The organism is Pseudarthrobacter sp. 01T43, assembly GCF_056398665.1.
Genome location: NZ_JBFTPV010000016.1, coordinates 50,171 through 71,261, shown reverse-complemented (window position 1 = coordinate 71,261; position 21,091 = coordinate 50,171). Strand labels below are relative to the sequence as shown.

Annotated in this window: 13 protein-coding genes; 8 read left to right on the top strand and 5 right to left on the bottom strand. The window is 62.0% G+C overall.

What is annotated here, in order from left to right; genetic code table 11:
• The first annotated feature begins 11 nt into the window (after positions 1 to 11).
• The 3 genes from rsmG to AC1DIM_RS14340 all read left to right on the top strand — a co-directional run bounded on the left by rsmG (position 12) and on the right by AC1DIM_RS14340 (position 3,172).
• Complete coding sequence (gene rsmG, locus AC1DIM_RS14350; protein ID WP_477711170.1) at positions 12 to 662, top strand: 16S rRNA (guanine(527)-N(7))-methyltransferase RsmG; 651 nt, start codon at positions 12 to 14, stop codon at positions 660 to 662.
• Between the two features lie 86 nt (positions 663 to 748).
• Positions 749 to 1,813 (top strand): ParA family protein, encoded by a 1,065-nt coding sequence (locus AC1DIM_RS14345; RefSeq protein WP_477711169.1) that lies wholly within the window; start codon positions 749 to 751, stop codon positions 1,811 to 1,813.
• Positions 1,814 to 1,879: 66 nt separating this feature from the next.
• The gene (locus AC1DIM_RS14340; RefSeq protein WP_477711168.1) at positions 1,880 to 3,172 is read left to right on the top strand and encodes a ParB/RepB/Spo0J family partition protein; all 1,293 of its coding nucleotides are present in this window, start codon (positions 1,880 to 1,882) and stop codon (positions 3,170 to 3,172) included.
• Positions 3,173 to 9,098: 5,926 nt separating this feature from the next.
• Here the strand turns inward: AC1DIM_RS14340 and trxA are convergent.
• The 5 genes from trxA to AC1DIM_RS14315 form a co-directional block, all read right to left on the bottom strand.
• The gene (gene trxA, locus AC1DIM_RS14335) at positions 9,099 to 9,425 is read right to left on the bottom strand and encodes a thioredoxin (RefSeq protein WP_441870969.1); all 327 of its coding nucleotides are present in this window, start codon (positions 9,423 to 9,425) and stop codon (positions 9,099 to 9,101) included.
• A gap of 35 nt (positions 9,426 to 9,460) precedes the next feature.
• The gene (gene trxB, locus AC1DIM_RS14330) at positions 9,461 to 10,417 is read right to left on the bottom strand and encodes a thioredoxin-disulfide reductase (protein WP_477711167.1); all 957 of its coding nucleotides are present in this window, start codon (positions 10,415 to 10,417) and stop codon (positions 9,461 to 9,463) included.
• A gap of 153 nt (positions 10,418 to 10,570) precedes the next feature.
• Positions 10,571 to 12,148: an ABC transporter substrate-binding protein gene (locus AC1DIM_RS14325; RefSeq protein WP_477711166.1), complete on the bottom strand. Its 1,578-nt coding sequence runs from the start codon at positions 12,146 to 12,148 to the stop codon at positions 10,571 to 10,573.
• 181 nt (positions 12,149 to 12,329) lie between these two features.
• Entirely contained in the window at positions 12,330 to 14,471 is a 2,142-nt protein-coding gene (gene murJ / locus AC1DIM_RS14320) for a murein biosynthesis integral membrane protein MurJ (protein ID WP_477711165.1), read from the bottom strand.
• A gap of 90 nt (positions 14,472 to 14,561) precedes the next feature.
• Positions 14,562 to 15,062 (bottom strand): NUDIX hydrolase, encoded by a 501-nt coding sequence (locus AC1DIM_RS14315; RefSeq protein ID WP_477711218.1) that lies wholly within the window; start codon positions 15,060 to 15,062, stop codon positions 14,562 to 14,564.
• A gap of 207 nt (positions 15,063 to 15,269) precedes the next feature.
• On the opposite strand from AC1DIM_RS14315, the gene AC1DIM_RS14310 reads away from it, so the two are divergent.
• The 5 genes from AC1DIM_RS14310 (at position 15,270) to AC1DIM_RS14290 (ending at position 21,035) form a co-directional block, all read left to right on the top strand.
• On the top strand, positions 15,270 to 16,778 hold the full coding sequence (locus tag AC1DIM_RS14310) for a CCA tRNA nucleotidyltransferase (RefSeq protein WP_477711164.1): 1,509 nt from the start codon (positions 15,270 to 15,272) through the stop codon (positions 16,776 to 16,778).
• Entirely contained in the window at positions 16,775 to 17,359 is a 585-nt protein-coding gene (locus AC1DIM_RS14305; RefSeq protein ID WP_477711163.1) for a histidine phosphatase family protein, read from the top strand. Before AC1DIM_RS14310 ends, AC1DIM_RS14305 begins: the two co-directional genes overlap by 4 nt.
• Before the next feature lie 568 nt (positions 17,360 to 17,927).
• Complete coding sequence (locus AC1DIM_RS14300) at positions 17,928 to 18,080, top strand: hypothetical protein (protein WP_477711162.1); 153 nt, start codon at positions 17,928 to 17,930, stop codon at positions 18,078 to 18,080.
• Between the two features lie 56 nt (positions 18,081 to 18,136).
• On the top strand, positions 18,137 to 19,603 hold the full coding sequence (locus tag AC1DIM_RS14295; protein WP_477711161.1) for a glycosyltransferase family 87 protein: 1,467 nt from the start codon (positions 18,137 to 18,139) through the stop codon (positions 19,601 to 19,603).
• Positions 19,596 to 21,035 carry a phytoene desaturase family protein gene (locus tag AC1DIM_RS14290; RefSeq protein WP_477711160.1) on the top strand — a complete coding sequence of 480 codons (1,440 nt, stop codon included), beginning with the start codon at positions 19,596 to 19,598 and terminating at the stop codon, positions 21,033 to 21,035. Before AC1DIM_RS14295 ends, AC1DIM_RS14290 begins: the two co-directional genes overlap by 8 nt.
• The last annotated feature ends 56 nt before the right edge of the window (positions 21,036 to 21,091 follow it).

Sequence of the window (21,091 nt, the reverse complement as noted above, 5' to 3'; positions counted from 1 at the left end):
AACGGGTAACCATGGTTGATATCACGGCAGCTGAACTGCTGGCGGCTGAGAAGATCTTCGGCGACCGCCTGGACCTGGCTAAGCGCTACGTTGAACACCTCGCAACGTCGGGGACGGAACGCGGGCTCATCGGCCCGCGTGAGATTCCGCGGTTGTGGAGCCGGCACGTACTTAACTGCGCCGTCATCGAAAGCGTGATTGCGCATGGCAGCCACGTCGCCGACGTCGGAAGCGGTGCGGGGCTGCCCGGGCTGTGTCTCGCTATTGCACGGCCTGATCTGGAGCTCACTTTGATCGAGCCCCTGGAACGCCGGGTGATCTGGCTCCAGGAAGTGGTGGACGATCTGGGCCTGACCAACGTCACAGTGATGAGGACGCGTGCGGAGCTTGCGGTCGGCATGGTGGACGCGGACGTGGTCACCGCGCGGGCGGTTTCTGCGCTGAGCAACCTGGCTGGCCTCACGATTCCCCTGCTCGCGGGCAAGGGTGAGGTTGTGGCCATCAAGGGCCGTAGCGCCGGTGAAGAGATTGAAAAGGCCGCGAAGGTTATCCGTAAACTTGGCGGTGTGCAGACGTCCGTGGTCACCGTAGGCGAAAGCCTGCTGGAAGAGCCCACAACTGTGGTGCGAATCGTAGTAAACAAGTCCCGAAAGATTGCCTAGTCCTGGCCCGGTAACCTAGGTCTGCAGGGCGAAGCGGTTAGGCTAGACAACGGCAGCAACAGCTGAACGAGAGTGAGTGTGTCCCAGTGACCAGTAGCGAAGCCCACACACAGCGGATTCCCCCGTTTGTGTCTTTGGGGTCAGCACGTTCATTTGCTGGCATGGGTTCCGCACCGGTGCGTGGCGAGAATCACCCTAACCCGGTTGCAGGCGTTGCAGCTTTTGGTTCTGTTTCACGTGAAACGTCGAGCGGCAAGACGAATGTCATCGACACGATGGACGATTCCAGCCCGATTGCCCGTGAGCTTGCACATGAGACGAAGCGCCGGGAGCGCCTGGTTGGCAGGGAACTGCCTAAGCCGGCCAAGACCCGTGTGTTCACGGTGTCCAACCAAAAGGGCGGAGTGGGCAAAACAACCACTACCGTGAACATTGCTGCAGCCCTTGCTGCTGCGGGCTTGAATGTGCTCGTCATCGACATTGACCCCCAGGGCAACGCCTCCACCGCTCTGGGAGTGGAACACCACGCCGATGTGGACAGCATCTATGACGTCCTGATCAATGACTTCCCACTGGCTGATGTTGTTGCGCCTTGCCCGGACATCAGCAACCTGATTTGTGCTCCTGCGACCATTCACTTGGCCGGTGCGGAGATTGAACTGGTTTCCCTGGTGGCCCGTGAACAGCGGCTGCGCAGAGCCATCGACGTCTATGCCAAGACCCGCGCCAAGAACGGTGAAGAGCGTCTTGACTACATCTTCATTGACTGCCCGCCGAGCCTGGGCCTGCTGACGGTCAACGCCTTCTGTGCCGCTGGTGAGGTTCTGATTCCCATCCAGTGCGAGTACTACGCCCTTGAGGGCCTGAGTCAGCTGCTGAAGAACATCGAGATGATCCAGAAGCACCTCAACGCTGATCTTGTTGTTTCCACTATCCTCCTGACGATGTACGACGGCCGTACCAACCTGGCGGCCCAGGTTGCGGCCGAGGTTCGCCAGCACTTCCCGGACCAGGTCCTGGGTGCCGTGGTTCCCCGTTCGGTGCGTATCTCGGAAGCCCCGAGCTACCAGCAGACTGTGATGACGTACGATCCTTCCTCCAGTGGAGCCCTGTCCTACTTGGAAGCGGCAGCGGAAATCGCTGAGCGCTAGAATCTTCAAAAACTGCAACAACCGGAGTCCGGCAATGCCTGGCTCTTCCATCGGAGGGATTTATCCATGAGCGAGAAGCGACGCGGCCTGGGCCGCGGTCTTGGCGCACTCATTCCAAGTTCCGCCGCTGGTAACGGGTCGGGTAGTGGGGCGCCTGCGTCGCGGCCCGTGGACCTCTTCTTTCCGGAAGGCCGGAAGAAGGTTGATTCCTCCGCCGACGCCGGCGAGGTGACATCGGCTTCGTCCACACGTTCCCCTGTGGCTTTGGTGAAGCAGTCAACCTCCGAGGATGCGCCGGTGACGAACGAGGAGGCTGCCCCGAACAGTGCCTCCCCCGCCAAGCCAAGCACCAAGTCAGCCGTGAGGTCTGTTTCTGCGACTGCTCCGGCCAAAGCCCCGGCCAGGTCGCGGACAACCGCAAAATCTGGCGATACGGGATCTGCGCCAGCCGAACTGAAGGCTGAGCCCGGCGAGGATGAGGCGATTCCTGCTGCTCAAGTGCAAAGTGGCGCTGAAGACAACGGCGTTGATCTGGTTGAGGTCCCAGGCGTTCGGTTTGCCGAGATCCCGGTCACCGATATCCACCCGAACCGCAAACAGCCCCGCTCGGTCTTCGATGAGGACGACATGGCGGAGCTGATTCATTCAGTCCGGGAAATCGGCGTACTTCAGCCAATTGTGGTACGTACCTCAACCGAAAAAGGTGGCGAACCCTATGAGCTGGTCATGGGTGAGCGACGCTGGCGTGCAGTGCAGGCCGCAGGGTTGGAAACTATCCCTGCAATTGTTCGCGACACGACAGACGATGACCTTCTCCGGGATGCACTCCTGGAGAACCTGCACCGCAGCCAGCTGAATCCCCTGGAAGAAGCGGCTGCATACCAGCAACTCCTCGAAGATTTCGGGACAACGCACGAACAGCTCGCTGATCGTATTGGCCGTTCCCGTCCGCAGGTATCCAACACTCTTCGTCTACTGAAGCTTCCTCCCTTGGTTCAGCGCCGGGTCGCGGCAAGTGTCCTGTCCGCCGGCCACGCCCGTGCCTTGCTCGCCCTGCCTGACGCCGCGGCCATGGAACGACTCGCTCAGAAGATTGTGGCCGAAGGTATGTCCGTGCGGGCAACCGAAGAAGCCGTGACGCTGTACCAGGATCCCTCCAAGCCTGCCAAGAACAACATCCCGCGCCCCGGTGCCCGACACGAACGGCTGGACTACTTAGCCTCGTCTCTGTCAGATCGGTTGGATACCAACGTAAAGATTTCCCTTGGCGTCCGAAAAGGCCGCGTGAGCATCGAGTTCGCGAGTGTTGAAGATCTGAACCGGATCATGGATGTTCTTGCCCCTGGATCTGAGAACTAATACGACGCCTGTACGGAACTTAGAGGAGGGCCTGTTTCACGTGAAACAGGCCCTCCTCTTTTGTCTATTGAGTGAAATCTTACGGAGCTGCGAGGGGCTGTGATTCGCTCTTTGGCCGCGCTGGCAAGGGAACGTGGAAATGGGCAGGAAGTTGGGCTAGCGGACGAAACCGTCTATGCCTCCGACGGGTCATTTGTGCACGGGCGGCGCCTGAGGTCTTGCGTGGCGTAGCAGGTATCGCAGCAGTGGGAGTGAACACATGCCTCTCCCAAGGTTCAAGAAGGTGAATGGGATCCCCCCATGGGGCACTGAGCGACCAAACTGCGAGAATGCGCAAGTCCGCTTTCGGACTGTAGACCTCCGCAATCCTTCTTTGTCGTACGCGGTCCTGTGGATAGACGACCCGTGCCAGTTGGTACGGTTGGCGGGTGAGTGGGCCCTCTGCGCTGACCAAGTTGGGTAAGACTTCGGCGGCCATCTATGTGGATGGCTGGATGTTTTAGGGCTGGGGCGGATCAATTTTCGGCGTGGCAAGACTTACGGGTCTATATGGCTTAGGACTTGGGGTAGATGCCGGCGCCTGAGGCGTGGCCACGGAGGTCTAGGCTCAACAGTTAGCAACTGCGGCGGTGCTGTTGCCCGAAGTTTCACGTGAAACATTTGACGTGAGGCCGACACCATCTGGCTCACGCGCGGCCCATGCTGGCACTACTCTCAACCGCCGTCTGTTTGGGAATGCCCAAGGTGGTGTGGCATCCTCGTTGAGCGCCGGGGGAATGGACCTACCCTCCCCCCGCGGAGCTGGCCGGGCAAGGACGTGCACGCCCTGGTAGGACAACGCCGATGGCCAGGGTCGCAGCGCGCATGGCCGACGCCTGGAGGCTTGCTGGGCCGTAACTCTCAGGATGGCAGTCATGCTGCGTTGCTTGTCCGAGGACTGTCTCGGGCGTTTTGGGAATTGCGGTGCTAAGAACGTGTCCGGGGCTGCATACCTTGCAATCCCCCAGGCCTAAGACATGCCGCCTTCTGACGGCCATACTGTTCTCGGACGCTCAAGCCGTTGTGTCTACGAAGCCTTTGTTCCATGGCGCAGTCCGCGACGTTTCACGTGAAACAGGAAGGGCAGTCTGGCCGAAGAAGAGAAGGCACTCCTGTCGGGCGCCATGCCCACGGAGTCGAAATTGTCTCCGATTGAGTACACCGGGCACCGGGTAGTGCTGATTCCGTCACACAGAGCAGCGACGCGCGTCCCCTTTGAATCATGGGACGGCTCCCCCGGCCGATAGACGGTCCAGCGCAACGCTCCTGAACGTCTGACGAGGCTAAAGTGGCTGACGTCGGGCTGGCAGGTGTCAGAGGCCTGTGGCGTCGCCCGGTGGCTACCAAGGCGGCTCACCTCGTCGCTGGTGCCCGTCGAAGTGTCCGGACCCTGGCATGCGACAAAATCCGGTCAGGAACATAAGCAGAGTAACGACCCAAGCGGCATGAGGACTGTAGGACGAAGGCATTGAGAACGGTCTTGCGGACTGTTGCAGTGGATGGTCGCGCCGTAGCTGACTGGGCATCGCAACGCTACGTAGGTTAGGCCCCGTGGGCGTCACACCAGGCCATTGGTCGGTCTGCGTGTTGCTCTACCGGTGATCCCCTCGACTCGGAGAAAAATCCAATAGGCTAAGCGCGGCCCCTTGAAGGTTCGGTGTGCCAGCGTCTTCACGCAGTACGCGATGGGGCGCTCCGCGTGGGACTGCACTGCGCCAGGCACTACCAGCCTCGAGGGCGCCACGAACGAAGGTGCCGGGCCTTTCCGCGCCGATGCTCGGGCTCTGTCATTGGGTAGTACGGTTCGGACCATGGGAGCCGGATGAAGTGGCGGAACAGAATGGGCATCTGTATGAGGCCTGTTGGTCTGGTACAGCGAGTCTGGCTTTAGGCCGCGGACCGGTTGACCCGGGCTTGCGAGGGTCTTGAAGCGGGTTGTGCCACGTCCATATTGGGAGGTCTGGACCTGTCGCAGCCTGGTCGGCGAGGTGATCAGTGCGCCCCTCGGTGGCTCTCGCTCTTGCTCGTGTTCGTGTTCGTGATGGTGTGACTGCTGCGGTCCTTCATCGGTACAGGTAGCCCTTAGCACGCCGACGCATTCTCCTTTGCGCGGCAACCGAAAGCCGAGCTACTTTAGCGTTCGCTATGCACAGAGAACGCGAGTGTAGTCCTACGGCATAGTGATCCTTCTTGGAGGTGTTGGCGACCCAATCCGGAACACGATTACCAGGCATGAGCTAATCCCACTCCTGAAAGGGACCGCCCGAACTGTTGATGAATGTGGTCCGCAAGTCGGTGGATATACTTGTGGATAACTTTGTGGAAACAGGCGAGTTCGCACGTGGATAAGGTGTGACATATCTCGCCCAGCGGCGGGAGCTGACGGGGCGGCGGTATGTCGTAGATCGCTCAGTCGCATGGCTGTTTCACGTGAAACATGGCCGGTGGCAGCGTCATTGCGTCCGTTTGGTCTACGAATCGCCATGAACCGGGTGATTGACGGCCATATCTAGGCATGAATCTCTCGGATCCGCCTTTGTGCCGCCCGTCTTTGAGCGGGACGGGGGCAGGTTTGGCTGATCTACTATGTCCGGCGCATTCCTGGAATCCCGATTTATCCGGTGTGCCTGCTCGGCGCCCAGTGGATAACTCTGTGGAAACCGCTGTGGATATCGCTGTTGATAAGTTCTGTGGATAAAGCCACAACAGCGTGTCCCCATATGAGCGCAGTGCATAATTAATCCGTTGTCGCCAGCGGCCCGCAATCCTCGCCGCTCCTCTCGGAGTGATCTACCAGTGGGGTGCGCTTCATTTCTTGGCAGCCGTAAGAAGGGTAGTGTGACGGGTTGCCGCCGGCCTCCTCAGGTCAAGCGTGGCCGGCGAGTGCGATGGGATGACCCTGGGATCGTACTTGTGTTCAGCGGAAGTGAAGGTCGTGGGTCTTGTGTGGCATCCAATCCGCTAACCTGTGCCACGTGAGTGAGGGACAAAACATGCGAGACATCTGCCGCCGTGCCTGATTCTTGATTGCACCGAATATATGGTTTGGTACGCTCCCAGGTCGTGTCGAGTTGACGACGAAGAAACTGAAGGTCGGCTAAGAGTTGTCACCCGACTTAGCTGATGCCGCCTTTTGGAACCTCCACTACGAAGTACGGTTTCTCTGTACTGGCTCAAGTGCATCCGTCGCGACGATGCGAGGGCGCGACCGCTTCCTTCCCGGACCTTGTACGGCCGGCCGACCTCGGAGGATCTGTCGCGGCGTCCTACGCCATTCTGAGTCTCCGGGATACTGTTCAACGGGATCTGTGAAATCTATATATGTCGAGCACTGTATCTCAGAGGGCGCCCAGCAGCGCAGGATAGAGCGCACGCTTGGACATCCGCTGCTCCCGGTGCGACTGCTGACCAGCGCTGCGATGTTTCACGTGAAACGGCCTAGCACTGGCACCAGCACGAGAGAGGTGCATTCGGATCGCCTCATTGGTCTCCATGTCCGTCGGTCCGTCGGCTGTCGACGGTTCGGGAACTCTATTGTGGTGGGCCGGTTGGCCGGATGAGGGTCCTTGCTGTGATGTTTCACGTGAAACATTCGTCCGTCGCAGTACGGCAAGGGGTCTCAGTCCCGCACTCAGTCCCGCTCCCATGCCTCCGATCATAAGTTCCTTGTGCGAGTCGGTCTGACAAGCAGCGGGATGCAGGATCACGCTGTGACCTCACCAAGCAGACCTGGTTGTGGGATGCCACAATGGTGCGCCTATTGGTGCTCAGGGAGCCGGTGCCAGGCCTTCGGCCGGTGGACCCGTCGCACCGGTCGTATGGACCAGCCCAACTCGTGTCGCAGAACTCCCCCGTTAAGTTTCCCTGCGGGTCGCCCAGACCGTGGCCCCCCTTGGCGAGGCAGTTCCCCTTCTGAGCTGCACCAAATCCGCGAATAGTAGGAGCGGTTCGCCTGCCTGTACTTCGTCCATATCATTAGTACCACCCAGGCTTGCCATCGGGCGTGCAACCCCTGCGTGCAACCCCTGCGTGAGGCCCGGGCAGGCGAAGGGACTCTTTGTTGAGGCCTCGCATGCTTGGATGGCCAATGCACTCAATGAGCTTTCGTCGTTGAGTTCGTTACCGCTTGGCAGGCTGATAAGTGCTGAAAGCGGTCAGCAGTTCCGTAGCGTGTAGCCGTCCATCCCTAATCAGCCGTTCATAGTCCACCGGCTGACAATTTGGGGTCTTCTGCGAATGGTGGATCCCCCTGGCTATTCCACCCAGCTTGTCGGCGTGCTAGCGTTTTTCAACAGATCAGGCGACCTGGCAGTTGGCGTTCTATATTCTGCTTGCGCGTCCTTGGTTTCAGTACATCCCGCAGCTGGGATGAGGGTATGCACCCCAACAACCGGGGCGTGCCCTGCTTGTGGGCTCGCCGTGGTCGGCACTGTAGGTGTGAACGGGTGCGCCGCAGGAGAAGTGTGGGAACCCGTGCACCGGCAATTGAGAGTGGGCTGATTTGACGCCGTATTCTACCATTTTCGTTTGTGCAGATATTGAAACTAGGGATCCGGCTCTTCTTGACCTCGAGCAGTTGTGCGTTTGAGAACCGACCACGGGAACCGCATTCAGACTGCCATTAACGTTAGCGTGCCGGACGCTTCGGGCTTGTCCCTATCGCTACTACTTATGAGCTTATGTTTCACGTGAAACATAAGCGGCATCCCACGTTCACGTGAAACATATCCCGACACGCCCAGTCGCGGCCGTTGTTGCCGCGGATCGGTGAATCTTGATTGGATGTTCCGTGTCACTGATGCTTGACCACGAGCCGTGTCGGTTGCCCGCGCTTCGCGATCCTCTAAAGAGACATTGCCTGTCGCGGCTCCCCGCGAGGCGCGAGGATTGGTGGGACAGGCATGGCAGGGTTGATGTCGTTGCCTGCGGACCAGAACCGACCCGGTGCCGGCTGGGTTGGGATGCTTGCCAGTCCGTAGCGCATCGGCGCAATAGCATTGGATGCTCGGTTCCAGCGGCGGTGCCGGCAGACCGGGGTCTTGGTTGGACAGCCGTCGCAAGGCAATGTGGTTGTGGTGGACTGCGTCCATTGCGCCGCTCGACGATGCCGACCATCCAGCAACGAATCCGTGGCAGCCGTAGTGCCCTTGGCTAATGAAATATCCCCGCACAGGGGCCTGGTCGGTGACAATCCGCGTCTTAGCTGCGGCATTCGCATCCGAAACCATGATGACCACATAGTCTCCGTCGAATACTCCTCCATCAAGAAGGACGCACAACCAACGGGTGGCTGTAGTGCAAAGGTGCTGGGCGTGCATGACGCCGCCTCTGGGAGGCCGTATCTGCCAGGTGGTATCAGCAGGCCGTGCCAGTGGCGCGGGCTACCGGGATCCGAAAGCGGCCACCCGTCGCGGCGTCCGTTTGGTGGGTGCTTGGGGAGCGGTTCTGCAGACGGACAGTTGATATCTGACGCGCCCTCGTCTGGTCCGACAACAACCGATTGAGCCTGACAAGAAGTTCGTTCCCGATTCTCTATTAATTGGGATCTTGTATTGCAGTTCGTCCCCTGGATTCCCGGTGACTCTAGACGTTCAGTGATGTTTCACGTGAAACAGGCCAGACCATCTCTCGCTTGATGCACATTTCAGCGTCAGCGCAATTTTCGAGTTCGTTTGCGCGCAGAAGCAGCGCGTCAAGTTGGAAGAGTCCGTGCCGTGGTCATTGTGCGGTTCGGGAATGATGCAGGGCCAATTGGACCACGGAAGAAAGCCATACAACCGAATAGGGTTTTCTACGAAAAAAGCTGCAGTGTTCTTAGACGACTGTGGCCACTGCTTCAGGCGAAGCAGTGGCCACAGGTCCCGAGCACCCGGGGGCGCTATGTCATTTAGGAAAGAACGTCAGCAAACTCTTTTTCGAAGTACTGCTTGGGCCGCGCTCCGATGACGGTGCTCTTAACCTCGCCGCCCTGGAAGAGGTAGACGGCTGGTATGGACGTGATGCCGTATTCGGCAGCAATGCCAGGGTTGTCGTCGACGTTGACCTTAACCACGTCGACCTTCTCGCTGTACTCAACGGAGATCTCATCGAGGATCGGTCCCAGCTTGCGGCAGGGGCCGCACCATTCAGCCCAGAAGTCCACGATGACGGGCTTGTCAGCTGACAGGACATCCGTGCCGAAGCTTGCGTCCGTTACGTCTTTAGCGTTGCTCATAGCTTTGTCTCTCTCTTCGTATGCGGTGCCGAGTATTAAGCGTGCAGGTCTGCGAGGTAATGCTCCACGTCGATGGCTGCCACACAGCCGGAACCCGACGCGGTGATGGCCTGACGGTAGGTGGGGTCCACAACGTCGCCGGCGGCGAAGACGCCCGGGAGGCTTGTCCTGGAGCTCCGGCCGTCCACGGCGATGGTGCCCTCAGCCGTGATCTTCAAGGTGTCCTTGACGAGGTCGGTACGGGGGTCGTTTCCAATGGCGACGAAGACGCCGGTAACGGCGAGGTCCGAAACAGTTCCGTCCTGGAGGTTCCTGATCTTAAGGCTGGTGACCTTCTCCTGACCGATGACGTCGTCCACAGTGCTGTTCCAGATGAACGAAATCTTCTCATGAGCCAGAGCACGGTCGGCCATGATCTTAGAGGCCTTGAGCGAGTCGCGGCGATGGACCACGGTGACGGACTTAGCGAACTTCGTCAGGAACAGTGCTTCCTCCATCGCCGAGTCTCCCCCACCGATGACCGCGATATCCTGGTCCTTGAAAAAGAAACCGTCGCAGGTTGCGCACCAGCTGACGCCGTGACCGGAGAGGCGCTTTTCGTTGGGCAGGCCCAGTTCCCGGTAAGCGGATCCGGTGGACAGAATGATCGCCCGCGCCTGGAAGGTCTCSCCCGTSSCGATGGTSACGGWCTTGATRTCGCCKTCRAGGTCCAGTTCGGTGACGTCCTCRAACTGGATTTCRGTMCCAAASCGKGCCGCCTGCTTCTCGAAGTTCTCCATGAGGTCCGGCCCCATGATCCCTTCCGGAAAACCAGGGTAGTTTTCGACGTCGGTAGTATTCATCAGTTCGCCGCCGGCGGTGACTGAACCTGCCAACAGAAGGGGCTTCAGGTTGGCCCGGGCCGTATAGACAGCGGCCGTGTACCCAGCCGGGCCCGAGCCGACGATGATGACATCACGTACTTCGGACGCGGTGTTTTCTGCGTTGCTCACTGAACGGTGAACCTCTTCCTTAGTCGATGCGCCGGTTTCTCGACCGGCCACATGGCACAACTGAATCTTGGTGGTGAATATTCCGGGCACCGCGTGCAGGGCCCGACTCGACGCTGCTCAGAAGCGGCGGACCCGGCAGCAATGCGGCGATGGCTACTGGACTTTGATTTCCGCCAGGCGGATCCCGTAGCCGTAGCGCGTCTTCGGAGCGGCCAGCTTGGGCAGTGCCTTGATCGAGACAATGACGTACTGGGCCTTCACCGGCTCTGCCAGGGGCATGGTGAGGTCAGTTGACGTGAAGCTGTTGGTTCCCACCAGCTTGGCGCCGTCCAAGGACGGACGGTCGTTGGTGTAGACACTGAGGTTGCCGCCCGAGGCACCGAGCTGGGTCAGCGTGATGGAAGAAACCGTGGCGGGGCTCTTCAATTTCACGAACAGTGGCACACCGTCGGGGGCCAGCCCGCCCCAGGCCTCGGTAGCGAACTCCATGTCGGACCAATAGCTGGCTGCGTTGCCGTCAAATGCCTTTACCAGGTCCACGTCGTAGGTAGCGGCGAAATCAAAGTTGCCCTGGCGGGTGATGTTTTCAATGACGGGCGGTACTGCTGGAGGCGGCGCCGAACTCGCGTTCGGCGTCGGAGTTCCCGAGACAGGACCCGTGGTGCCAGCCGTGGAGGTCGACGGGTTGGCTTGGGGACCTCCATTGAAAAGGCTGCCCAGGTTGGTGAGCGCGAATACGAGCCCCGCGATCAGCACCACAGCAAGCAAGCCGCCCACAAGCCACCGCATGGACCGTGGCTCGCGCTCCGGCTCATCCTCGTAGTAGTCGCTGGAATCGCCAGCCGGCGGCACCGCCGCAGCGGGAGGAGTCGTCTTTCGGGCAAGCGAAGGGAAGGCCGCTGCCGAACGGTTGGAATGCTCCACCGGCTGGGGCTCCGCGGCTTCGGCGTGTGCCGGGTCTTGGTCCTCATACGAGTAGTCGTCCTCGGACCACAAGGAAACCTTAGGTGTATCGGCGGCCGTGCGGGGGTCTGACGGGCCAGCGCCACGTCCCAGACCGGAAACAGCCTCGCGGTCGGTTGGTTGCACCTGCTGGGGGGCGGTTGCCTCCTGGCGTGCCGCGGCAGCTCCACTGACAACTCCAGCAGCAGCGCCCGCACCGGCAGCCGCGGCACCCATACCACGAGCGGCACCCCCGGCAGGGCGAGTGGCCGGCCGGATCGGAGGCCGGGGCGGAACCACGGGGGGAACGACGGGTGCCGACCGGTAAGGGTCAACCTGGTTGGGGTGTTGGTCCGCGTAATTGATGTAGCCGGCGTCGACATTTTCTTCGTCGTCGTAGGGTTCGGGCTCGTGCGAACGCGCCTGACCAAAAATCTCGCTGCCCAGGGTGTCCGTGAAGAACGGCTCAACATAGGGCGCATCGGAGGCAACCACGAGGTCGAGCAGATCTGCCGCAGACGTGTGGTTGGTGATGAGGTACGTGGCTGCTTCGGTGACACCGAGGTCAAGAACCTGGACACTGCCGGGACGCTCGCCGGTAGCCACTTCGCGGGCGCTCTGAGCCACCTGCTCGGTGTTGTCCGGGCCTGCGACCAGAATGCTGACCGGACGGTTGAGTACCTGGTCCACCCCGTCCAGCACCAAATCCTGGTCGTGTGAGGTCAGTACCGTGGCTGTGACCTTGTAGCGGCCGCCGAGTACTGATCCAACGTCGATCGGGTGGGACACGTGTTCCTCCTAGACTGTCCGGGAATTGTTGGCATCGACGATCCCCTGCCGGCCGGAACCGGTCAAAAGCCGGCCGGCAAGCCCGGTTTGCGCCTGCCTGCAACTACCCCTGTTCAGGTTCGATCCTAGCGGATTGGCCATGTCCGGCGCGGGCGACAGGCAGCCGTCAACCCCGTGGAGATCACTTGTTACGGGGCCGGCGGGGCTTGAAATGCGGATTCCGGCCGGGCTGCCCCTGGAACGTGCGCCGGCCAGGCAGGGGAATTTCTTCTCGCAGCAGCCCGCCCCGCGCGGTGCCGGGAACGTCTTCAGCCGGCAGGTATTCACCCGCGGGTTGGGTGCCGTTGTCTGAGGGGGCCGCTGCGGGTGCCGCAGGAGCCTGGCGTTCGGGCGCCGGTCCGGCGCGGAACGACGTCGCGTCGAACTCGCCCGAAATGCGCGGAATGAGACCGGTATCCACCGAGACCGTGGCGCGTTCCGGCGTCGGACGTACCGCTTCAGAGCCGGAAGCGGAACCGGAAGCGGAGCCGGAACCGGAAGCAGCCGACGACGGCGTTCCCCCCGTTGAATCCGACGGTGCCGCGCCGCCGCGCCCGAGGCGTCCGAGCAGGGGGCGCAGCAAATCGCGGAGCTCCGAGACGTGGAAAACCTTGAGCAGGAGGACGTAGACCACCAGCATGATGGGTCCGACGACGATCAGGGTCACCAGGGCGGCAAGTCGGTCGCTCCAGGCGAAGCCATCCGGACTGTAGCTGCCCATCAGCCACAGGGCGCCTGCACCCGCCACGGCGGAGCCGAGCGCCGCATAACCCATCCGGATATACGAGTTGGCAATTCGTGGACCGTCGAGGTGGCCGAGCAGGCGGCGCAGGAAGAAGGCGCTGATGACGACCGACAGGATGTTGCCCACCATGTACAGGATGGCGATGGCATAGATGATCTGGCCGACAGGCATGAACTGGATGGCAAAGGCCCCGGCCACGTAGACGACGGCCAGGAGTAGCTGGACATAGAACGGCGTGCGGGCGTCCTCGTTGGCGTAGAAAACGCGCGACATCATGAAGTTTGCGCTCATGAACGGCGTGCTGAGCGCCAGGATGGTCAGCGTCTGGGCCAGCATGACACCGTCCTGGCGTAGGCCGCCCGAGAAGAACATTCCCAGCGGTCCGGCCAGCGCAAAGAGCGCCAGTGCGCCAAAGACGGTTGCCACGGCCATGGTGCGGAGACCGTGCGAAAGTGCGTCGCGCAGTTCGGCCCGGTTGCCGTCCTGCGAGGCACGGGTCATCCGGTTAAAGAGGACTGTGGCGAGCGAAAGGGCAACGATCGAGTGCGGCAGCAGGTACAGCTGGCTGGCCACCTCGAGGACGGCGTTGCCGGGCAGTATTTCAGCCGCCGGGTCCCCCGCCTCCTTCAGCCGGAGGCGCTCGGCGCCGGGGATGGTGGCGATACGCATGACGTACAGGAAGGCCAACTGCCCGACGGCGGCAGTCAGGAGCGTCCAAACACTTAGCTTCGCTGCCTGGCCAAGTCCCACTCCGCGCCAGCCGAACTTGGGCCGGAGGCCCAGTTTGAGGCGGAAGACCGGGACCAGCAGGATGGTAGTCTGGGCCACCACCCCTATCGTGGAGAAACCTGCGACGAGCAGGGTCTGGGTAGAACCCCAAGTGTCCAGGGTGTGCGGGTTGACCGCATTCTGGCCGAAGATCCAGATGAACATGCCCAGGCCGGCGATGGCCACCAGGTTGTTCATGATGGGCGCCCACATGGCCGGGCCGAACGCGCCGTTAGCATTCAGGACCTGTGTGAGCAGGGCGTACAGGCCGTAGAAGAAGATCTGCGGCAGGCACCAGAAGGCAAAGGATACGGCGAGGGCCTGCTGCTGGGGTGAGTAGCCCTGGGTGGTCAGCTCGATGACCGCGGGCGCGGCAAGCGTGACCAGTGCCGTGAGTCCCAGCAGCAGGAGTACAGCCAGCGTCAGCAGCCGGCTGATGTAGTCCGCTCCCCTGTCCGGAGCCTTGCTCGCCTTAATGATCTGGGGCACCAGCACAGCATTGAACACACCGCCAGCCACCAGCAGGAAGATCAGGTTGGGCAGGTTGTTGGCGTTGATAAACGTGTCGTTGACCGTGGAGCCCAGGCCGAGGGCAGCACCCAGCATCCAGGTCTTACCGAAGCCCAGGAATCGCGACACCAGCGTGCCGGCGGCCATGATGGCGCTGGAGCGTGTTTCGCTAGCGCCGGTGGGGACACTTGGTTCGCTGGCGGCAGGCCCGGTGGTGCCGGTGCGTGCTGCGCTGTTGGAGGGAGGATTGGAAGCTGACATCGAGTTCATCGTCTCACTTGGACGCTGTTTGTTCGGCACCGGACCGGCTCGCTCCCTGACCTGGGGCGGCACTGGCCTGCGGCAACAGGCTCAGAGATGTTCCGGCAGGACGTCCCGGGCCAGGTCCGCGATGCGGCGTTCATTGGGAAAGGAGAGTTTCCGTGCGAGTTCCCGGATGGGCACCCAGGCCACGTCCACGGCTTCATGGTCGGGATCGTTTTCAATGGTGAGCTCCCCGCCTGTGGCACACAGCAGGTAATGGTGAACTGTTTTGTGGACGCGGTGCCCGCTGACCGTGAACCAGTAGTCGATGCTGCCCAGCGGTGCCAGGATGTCACCTTCGATGCCGGTTTCCTCGGCGATTTCGCGGACCGCCGCCTGCTCGTTGTTTTCCTCACCCTCCGGATGGCCCTTCGGCAGGCACCACTCCAGCCGCCCGCCCCTGTTCAGGCGGGCGATGATCGCAACCCTGAGTTCGGAGTCGGACGTGTCCACCACCACGCCGCCGGCGGAGATCTCCTCCACCGTGGGAAGCGAGGCCGGTGCCGAGTGCAGGGCGGGCGCGACGTGGGCACCGATTGCCGACGGCAACGGTGCGCTTGTCCTCCTGCCGGGAGCGCTCGGTACGGGATGGGCCATGCAGTCCACTCTAACGACTCTTGCCCGTTCTTGATGACCGGAACATGACATCAAGATGGACTGCACATGACGCACTTTGCGGGCCCCTGAGGGAATAGGCGTGATCTTGACCAGATTTTGGCCTGCCAAGCCGCTGGTTTCTGACAAGCTTAAGTAACTATGGCGCACCCACATCACAAGATAGATTCCCACACCGTCGATTTCCAGGTGGACCCGGTGGTCCTGGAGCTCGGCCAGCGCTTTGTTGATGCCGGCCACGAACTGTCCCTGGTCGGCGGCCCGGTGCGGGACCTGTTCCTGGGGCGCGACTCGCTGGACCTGGACTTCACCACTGACGCCACCCCGGACCAGACTGTTGCGCTCATCAAGAAGTGGGCGGATACCTTCTGGGAAATTGGCCGGGCCTTCGGGACCATCGGCATGCGCAAGGCGGGCTTCCAGATCGAGATCACCACCTACCGGGCGGAGGCTTACGATCCCGATTCGCGCAAGCCGGTAGTGGCCTTTGGCACCTCGCTCACTGACGATCTGCTGCGCCGGGACTTCACCATCAACGCGATGGCCCTACGCCTGCCGTCACTCGAACTCGTTGACCCGTTCGGCGGTGTCCGGGATCTCCACGCCTCGGTGCTGGCCACACCCGGCTCCCCCGAGGACTCCTTCTCCGACGATCCCCTCCGCATGATGCGCGCCGCCCGGTTCGCTTCCCAGCTGGGCATCTCGGTCCATCCTGAGGTCCGTCTGGCCATGAGCGGGATGGCGGAGCGCATCACCATCATCTCCGCCGAACGCATCCGCGACGAACTGGTCAAACTCATCTGCGGCGCGCGCCCGCGGACCGGCGTGGACCTTCTCGTGGAAACCGGGCTCGCCGAGTTCGTGCTGCCTGAGGTGTCCGCCCTGCGCCTCGAATCGGACGAGCACCACCGCCACAAGGATGTCTACCAACACTCGCTGCAGGTACTGGAGCAGGCGGCTGCCCTGGAAACAGGCACCGACGGCGCGGTGCCGGGTCCCGACTTCGTGCTGCGGTTCGCAGCGTTGATGCACGACGTCGGCAAGCCGGCTACGCGCCGTTTCGAACCGGGCGGCGCGGTCAGCTTCCGCCACCACGACATGGTGGGTTCCAAACTCACGGCAAAGCGGATGAAGACCCTGCGCTTCGACAATGACAGCATCAAGGCCGTTGCCCGGCTGGTGGAACTGCACATGCGCTTCTACGGTTACGGCGATGCCGGCTGGAGCGACTCTGCTGTCCGGCGCTACGTCACGGACGCAGGCCCCCTGCTGGAACGCCTGCACCGGCTGACCCGGTCGGACGTGACCACCCGCAACCAGCGCAAGGCTGAACGGCTCGCCTTCGCCTATGACGACCTGGAAGACCGGATCGCCACACTGCGCGAGCAGGAGTCCCTGGACGCGGTCCGCCCGGACCTGGACGGTGCCCGGATCATGGCTATCCTTGCGCTCAAACCTGGTCCCGTGGTGGGCCGTGCCTATAAGTTCCTGCTCGAGGAACGGATGGAACACGGCCCGCTGCAGGCGGAGGACGCCGAAGCCAGGCTGCTGGCCTGGTGGGCACAGCAGCCCGAGGCGGCACCTCCGGTTCCGGAAGCACCAGAGCCACCCGCCGCCGTCGAACTTTCCACGAATGAGGAGTCCAAATGACAGTCCCGAACACTGCGTCCCGCCCCCAGCTCTGGATCCTGCGACACGGCGAGACCGAATGGTCCAAGAGCGGGCAATACACCGGCCTCACGGACCTGCCCCTGACCGTTGAAGGCGAGCAGCAGGCCGTGGAAGCCCGGAAGATCCTGGACCAAGTGGACTTTGACCTCGTCCTGACCTCACCGCTGCGCCGCGCACGGCGGACGGCTGAACTGGCTGGCTTCCCGGACGCGCAGCACGAACCGCTGGCTGTGGAATGGAACTACGGCGACTACGAGGGCATCAGCTCGGACCTGATCCGGAAGGACAATCCGGATTACCTTATCTGGACGCACGGCGTGCCCAACGGCGAAACCCTCGATGAGGTGGCGGCCCGTGCGGACAAAATCGTGGCCCGCGTGCTGGAGTCCGGACTCGACAACGTGCTGATCGTGGCCCACGGACACTTCTCCCGGATCCTCACGGCACGCTGGCTTGAATTGGCCCCCACCGAAGGGCGCCACTTTATTCTGGGCACGGCAAAAGTCTGCACCCTTGGATGGGACAAAAAGACGCCCGCCATTGTGCGCTGGGGACTGTGAATAGGGCATTCATAAAATTCCTTTAGAATCTTTTCAAATTAAGTGGCGGATTGTCGCGTCAGTAGGGTATTTTTATTCCTAACCCCAGAGCGACTCTGCCGGGGTCACGGCGCGCGTTGCCAGGCAAGTCTGTTGATGCAACGGCTGACAGAAAAGGAGGTTGGGAGAAATGATTACTTTGACTAGCGGATGGAAGATGACCATCACCGCCACCCCGGCCCTCGCTGCTTCTGCGCGCCATTTTCGTGGAGTGTTTGCCTCCTAGCCTTGCCTGATCCCGTCTTCATGGCGGTATCCGCGGAGCAGGGCAAGAATTCACTCACCTTTTTGACTCGCGTTGGCGCACCTTAACGGCCGGTCCACGCGGCGGCACAGTAGCCCCCTGACTCGGAACATCCTTCCTGTCTGGGTCTTCATCGCCACTGCGTCTGCATCGCACCCGTTCGGGCCCTAATTCGCATTTGCGAACCACTCATAATCGGCGCGCATTTCCATGCCTAATTGCAGCCGATATTTTCCCGCCCCTAATTGGCGCTATTTGTTGTGCCCATTTTCCCTTGGAAGGGAGGTGACTGTCTTGATAAAGAAGATCAAGAAGGTGCTGTTCCTGCTGCGCTTGCCTGTTAACGCCAAGCGACGCGAATTCAACGGTGAACTGTTGGACCAACACCGGGAAGACGCATATGCCCTGCTACACCAACAGATGACCGGATTGCGCTAAAGCCGGCGTGCCCGGAGCAGGGTCTGCCCGGGCACCGTCCCGGTAAGCTCAGGGACATGCAGGAGACGAAGCCGCCGGTGCGCCCACAGCGTGCCCGCCTGGTTGTTCCGAGCCGCAGTGACCTGCTGCTGAAGAACTTCACGGAACTGATTGGCGGGCCGATGGGTGCCCGGTCGGCGCCCGGTATCGTCACCCCCGGCGTGTTTACCGTGGAACGGGTCCTTATTATCCTGACGGTCCTGGCCGCTGTGGCTGCACTTGTGGTCAAGGGCTACTGCCGTGCCAACGGCTGGCAGACCCCAGGCCAGTTCTATTCCACCTGCTATTCAGATTTCCCCGACTTCTTGCGGAGCCAGGGCCTGGGAGAGGACCCATTCGCCTTCCTCACCCAGGGCAGCCTTTTCGAGTACCCGGTCCTGATGGGTTTCATTGCCGGGGCCACCGCCTGGCTAACCCCCGGTGACGGCGTTACGGATGGCCGCATCCTGGGGTACTTCGACGTCAACGCCACATTGATAGCCGCCGTCTGGATTGTCACCGTCCTCGCTACGGCGCGGATGTCACAACGGCGCCCCTGGGACGCGGCCATGGTTGCACTGGCACCGGGCATTGTCCTGGCCGGCACCATCAACTGGGACCTGTGGGCAGTGGGACTGCTTGCCCTGGGAATGCTGTGTTTCGCGCGCGAGCGGTTGGCACTTGCCGGCGTGCTGATCGGCCTCGCCGCAGCCACCAAACCCTATGCGGCCCTCGTCCTGGTCGCTGTCTTCCTCCTGTCCCTCCGAACGGGGCAACTCAGGGCATTCCTGCTCACCGCCGGAGCGGCCGCGGCTGCCTGGGTGACCGTCAACGCTCCCGTGGCGGTAGCCAATCCTGCTGGCTGGGGGTACTCCTTCGGATCCGCTGAGTCCCGGGAAGCCGGATACGGTTCCGTATGGTTCGCCTACAACCTGGTGGCCCGGCGCCTGCGCTGGCACGTCCTTGATCCGGCGGTCATCAACGTGCTGGCCCTGGCCTTCTTCCTGCTTGCATGCGCGGCGGTGGCCTACATTGCCCTGACGGCAGCCAGAAGGCCGCGCCTGGCCCAGTTGGCGTTCCTGCTGGTTGCCGCCCTCATCCTGACCAACAAGGTCTACTCCCCGCAGTTTGTGCTCTGGCTCATTCCGCTTGTGGCGCTGGCCAGACCACGGTGGCGCGATTTCCTGGTGTGGCAGGGTGTGGAGGGCCTTTATTGGGCTGCAGTCTGGATGTACCTGGGGCAAGTGACCAGCCAGGGCCCCACACAGCACAATATTGATATGCCCTACTACGTTCTGGCGGTAGCAGCACATATGCTTGTAACGGCATATTTAATGATTAGGGTGGTGTGGGACATTTACGATCCGAACTACGACCCCGTCCGCAGGCACCACGCCGATGACCCGCACGGGGGGCCCTTCGACGGGTTGTCCGATTGGCTGCGCCTCAGTCCACTCAATCGCTCACAGGCAGTCCTTCCTTGGCAGGCGAAGCACCATGCCTGATGTTGCCGTCGTCGGATCAGGGCCCAACGGATTGGCCGCGGCTGCGGTGATGGCCCGGGCAGGGCTGTCCGTGGAAGTCCATGAGGCCGCGGGAACCATCGGCGGAGGCACACGCACCGCCGAGCTGATGCAGCCGGGGCACCTGCATGACATCTGCTCGGCCGTGCATCCCATGGCCTTGGCGTCGCCCTTCTTCCGAGACTTCGAGCTTGAGCGCAGGATTGACCTGGTGGTTCCGGAGCTCGGGTTTGGTTCACCGCTCGACGGCGGAAGGGCCGCACTCGGCTATCACTCGCTTGAGCGCACAGTCGAGGCACTCGGCCGGGACGGCGCGGCCTACCGCAAGCTCCTGGGACCCCTTGTCAGCCGCATTGAGGGGGTTATGGACCTCACCCAGCACCAGTTACTGCGGGTCCCCCGGGCACCCCTGGCGGCCGCACTCTTCGGGCTGCGGACGTTCGAACAGGGGACTCCGCTGTGGGACGCACGGTTTCGTGAGGAACTGGCGCCGACCCTTCTCAGCGGCGTGGCAGCGCACGCTGTTGCGCACTTGCCCTCGCTCGCGGCTGCGGGAGCCGGCCTGATGCTGACCGCCTTGGCGCATGCCCGGGGATGGCCCATTCCGCAAGGTGGTTCGGTGGCCATCGCAGAGGCCCTGGCAGCAGACATTCGGGCTCATGGTGGTGTCATCCGCACCGGGGAGCCGATCGACAGCCTTCAGCAACTCGGCGGCGCGCGCGCCACGCTTCTGGACGTCGCGCCCCGCGGACTGCTGGACATTGCGGGCGAGAACATGCCCGCAAAGTACCGCCGCTCCCTTGAGGCATACCGCTACGGGAATGGTTCCTGCAAAGTCGATTACATCCTGTCCGGGCCCGTTCCATGGTTGGCCCCTGAACTGGCGGACGCCGGCACTGTGCACGTGGGCGGCACACGGAAGGAACTGGCCCGGGCGGAGAACGACGTTTCCGCAGGGAAGCATCCTGACCGCCCCTATGTCCTGGTGGCGCAGCCCTCGCGGTTCGACAGTAGCCGGGCCCCGGCAGGGCGCCACATTCTGTGGGCCTACTGCCATGTCCCCGCCGGATCAACGCAGGACATGGGCGAGGCCGTGACCGCGCAGCTCGAACGTTTCGCGCCGGGGTTCCGGGATGTGGTGGTGCAGACCCATGTGACCAGCGCAGCGGAACTGGCCAGCTACAACCGGAACTACATCGGTGGCGACTTCAGCGCGGGCATCATGGACGTTCGGGGGCTGCTCCAGCGGCCCGTTGTGTCCCCTATTCCGTGGCGGACGCCCGTTCCTGGGGTTTACCTGTGCTCTTCCTCCACGCCGCCAGGCCCGGGCGTCACAGGCATGCCCGGGTTCTTCGCCGCGAAGCATGCTTTGAAGGACATATTCGGTCTTGACGTCCCGGCGCTCGGATTGTGAAGCAGCGACGCGAGTGGGGATCCTGACCGAACCTCAGCACACGCCGCGCTGGGGGA

What these genes read in the sequence shown, in the direction of transcription:
- rsmG (WP_477711170.1), top strand. Translation starts at nt 12, where the DNA reads ATGGTTGATATCACGGCAGCTGAACTGCTGGCGGCTGAGAAGATCTTC.
- AC1DIM_RS14340 (WP_477711168.1), top strand. Translation starts at nt 1,880, where the DNA reads ATGAGCGAGAAGCGACGCGGCCTGGGCCGCGGTCTTGGCGCACTCATT.
- trxA (WP_441870969.1), bottom strand. Translation starts at nt 9,425, where the DNA reads ATGAGCAACGCTAAAGACGTAACGGACGCAAGCTTCGGCACGGATGTC.
- murJ (WP_477711165.1), bottom strand. Translation starts at nt 14,471, where the DNA reads ATGTCAGCTTCCAATCCTCCCTCCAACAGCGCAGCACGCACCGGCACC.
- AC1DIM_RS14310 (WP_477711164.1), top strand. Translation starts at nt 15,270, where the DNA reads ATGGCGCACCCACATCACAAGATAGATTCCCACACCGTCGATTTCCAG.
- AC1DIM_RS14305 (WP_477711163.1), top strand. Translation starts at nt 16,775, where the DNA reads ATGACAGTCCCGAACACTGCGTCCCGCCCCCAGCTCTGGATCCTGCGA.
- AC1DIM_RS14295 (WP_477711161.1), top strand. Translation starts at nt 18,137, where the DNA reads ATGCAGGAGACGAAGCCGCCGGTGCGCCCACAGCGTGCCCGCCTGGTT.
- AC1DIM_RS14290 (WP_477711160.1), top strand. Translation starts at nt 19,596, where the DNA reads ATGCCTGATGTTGCCGTCGTCGGATCAGGGCCCAACGGATTGGCCGCG.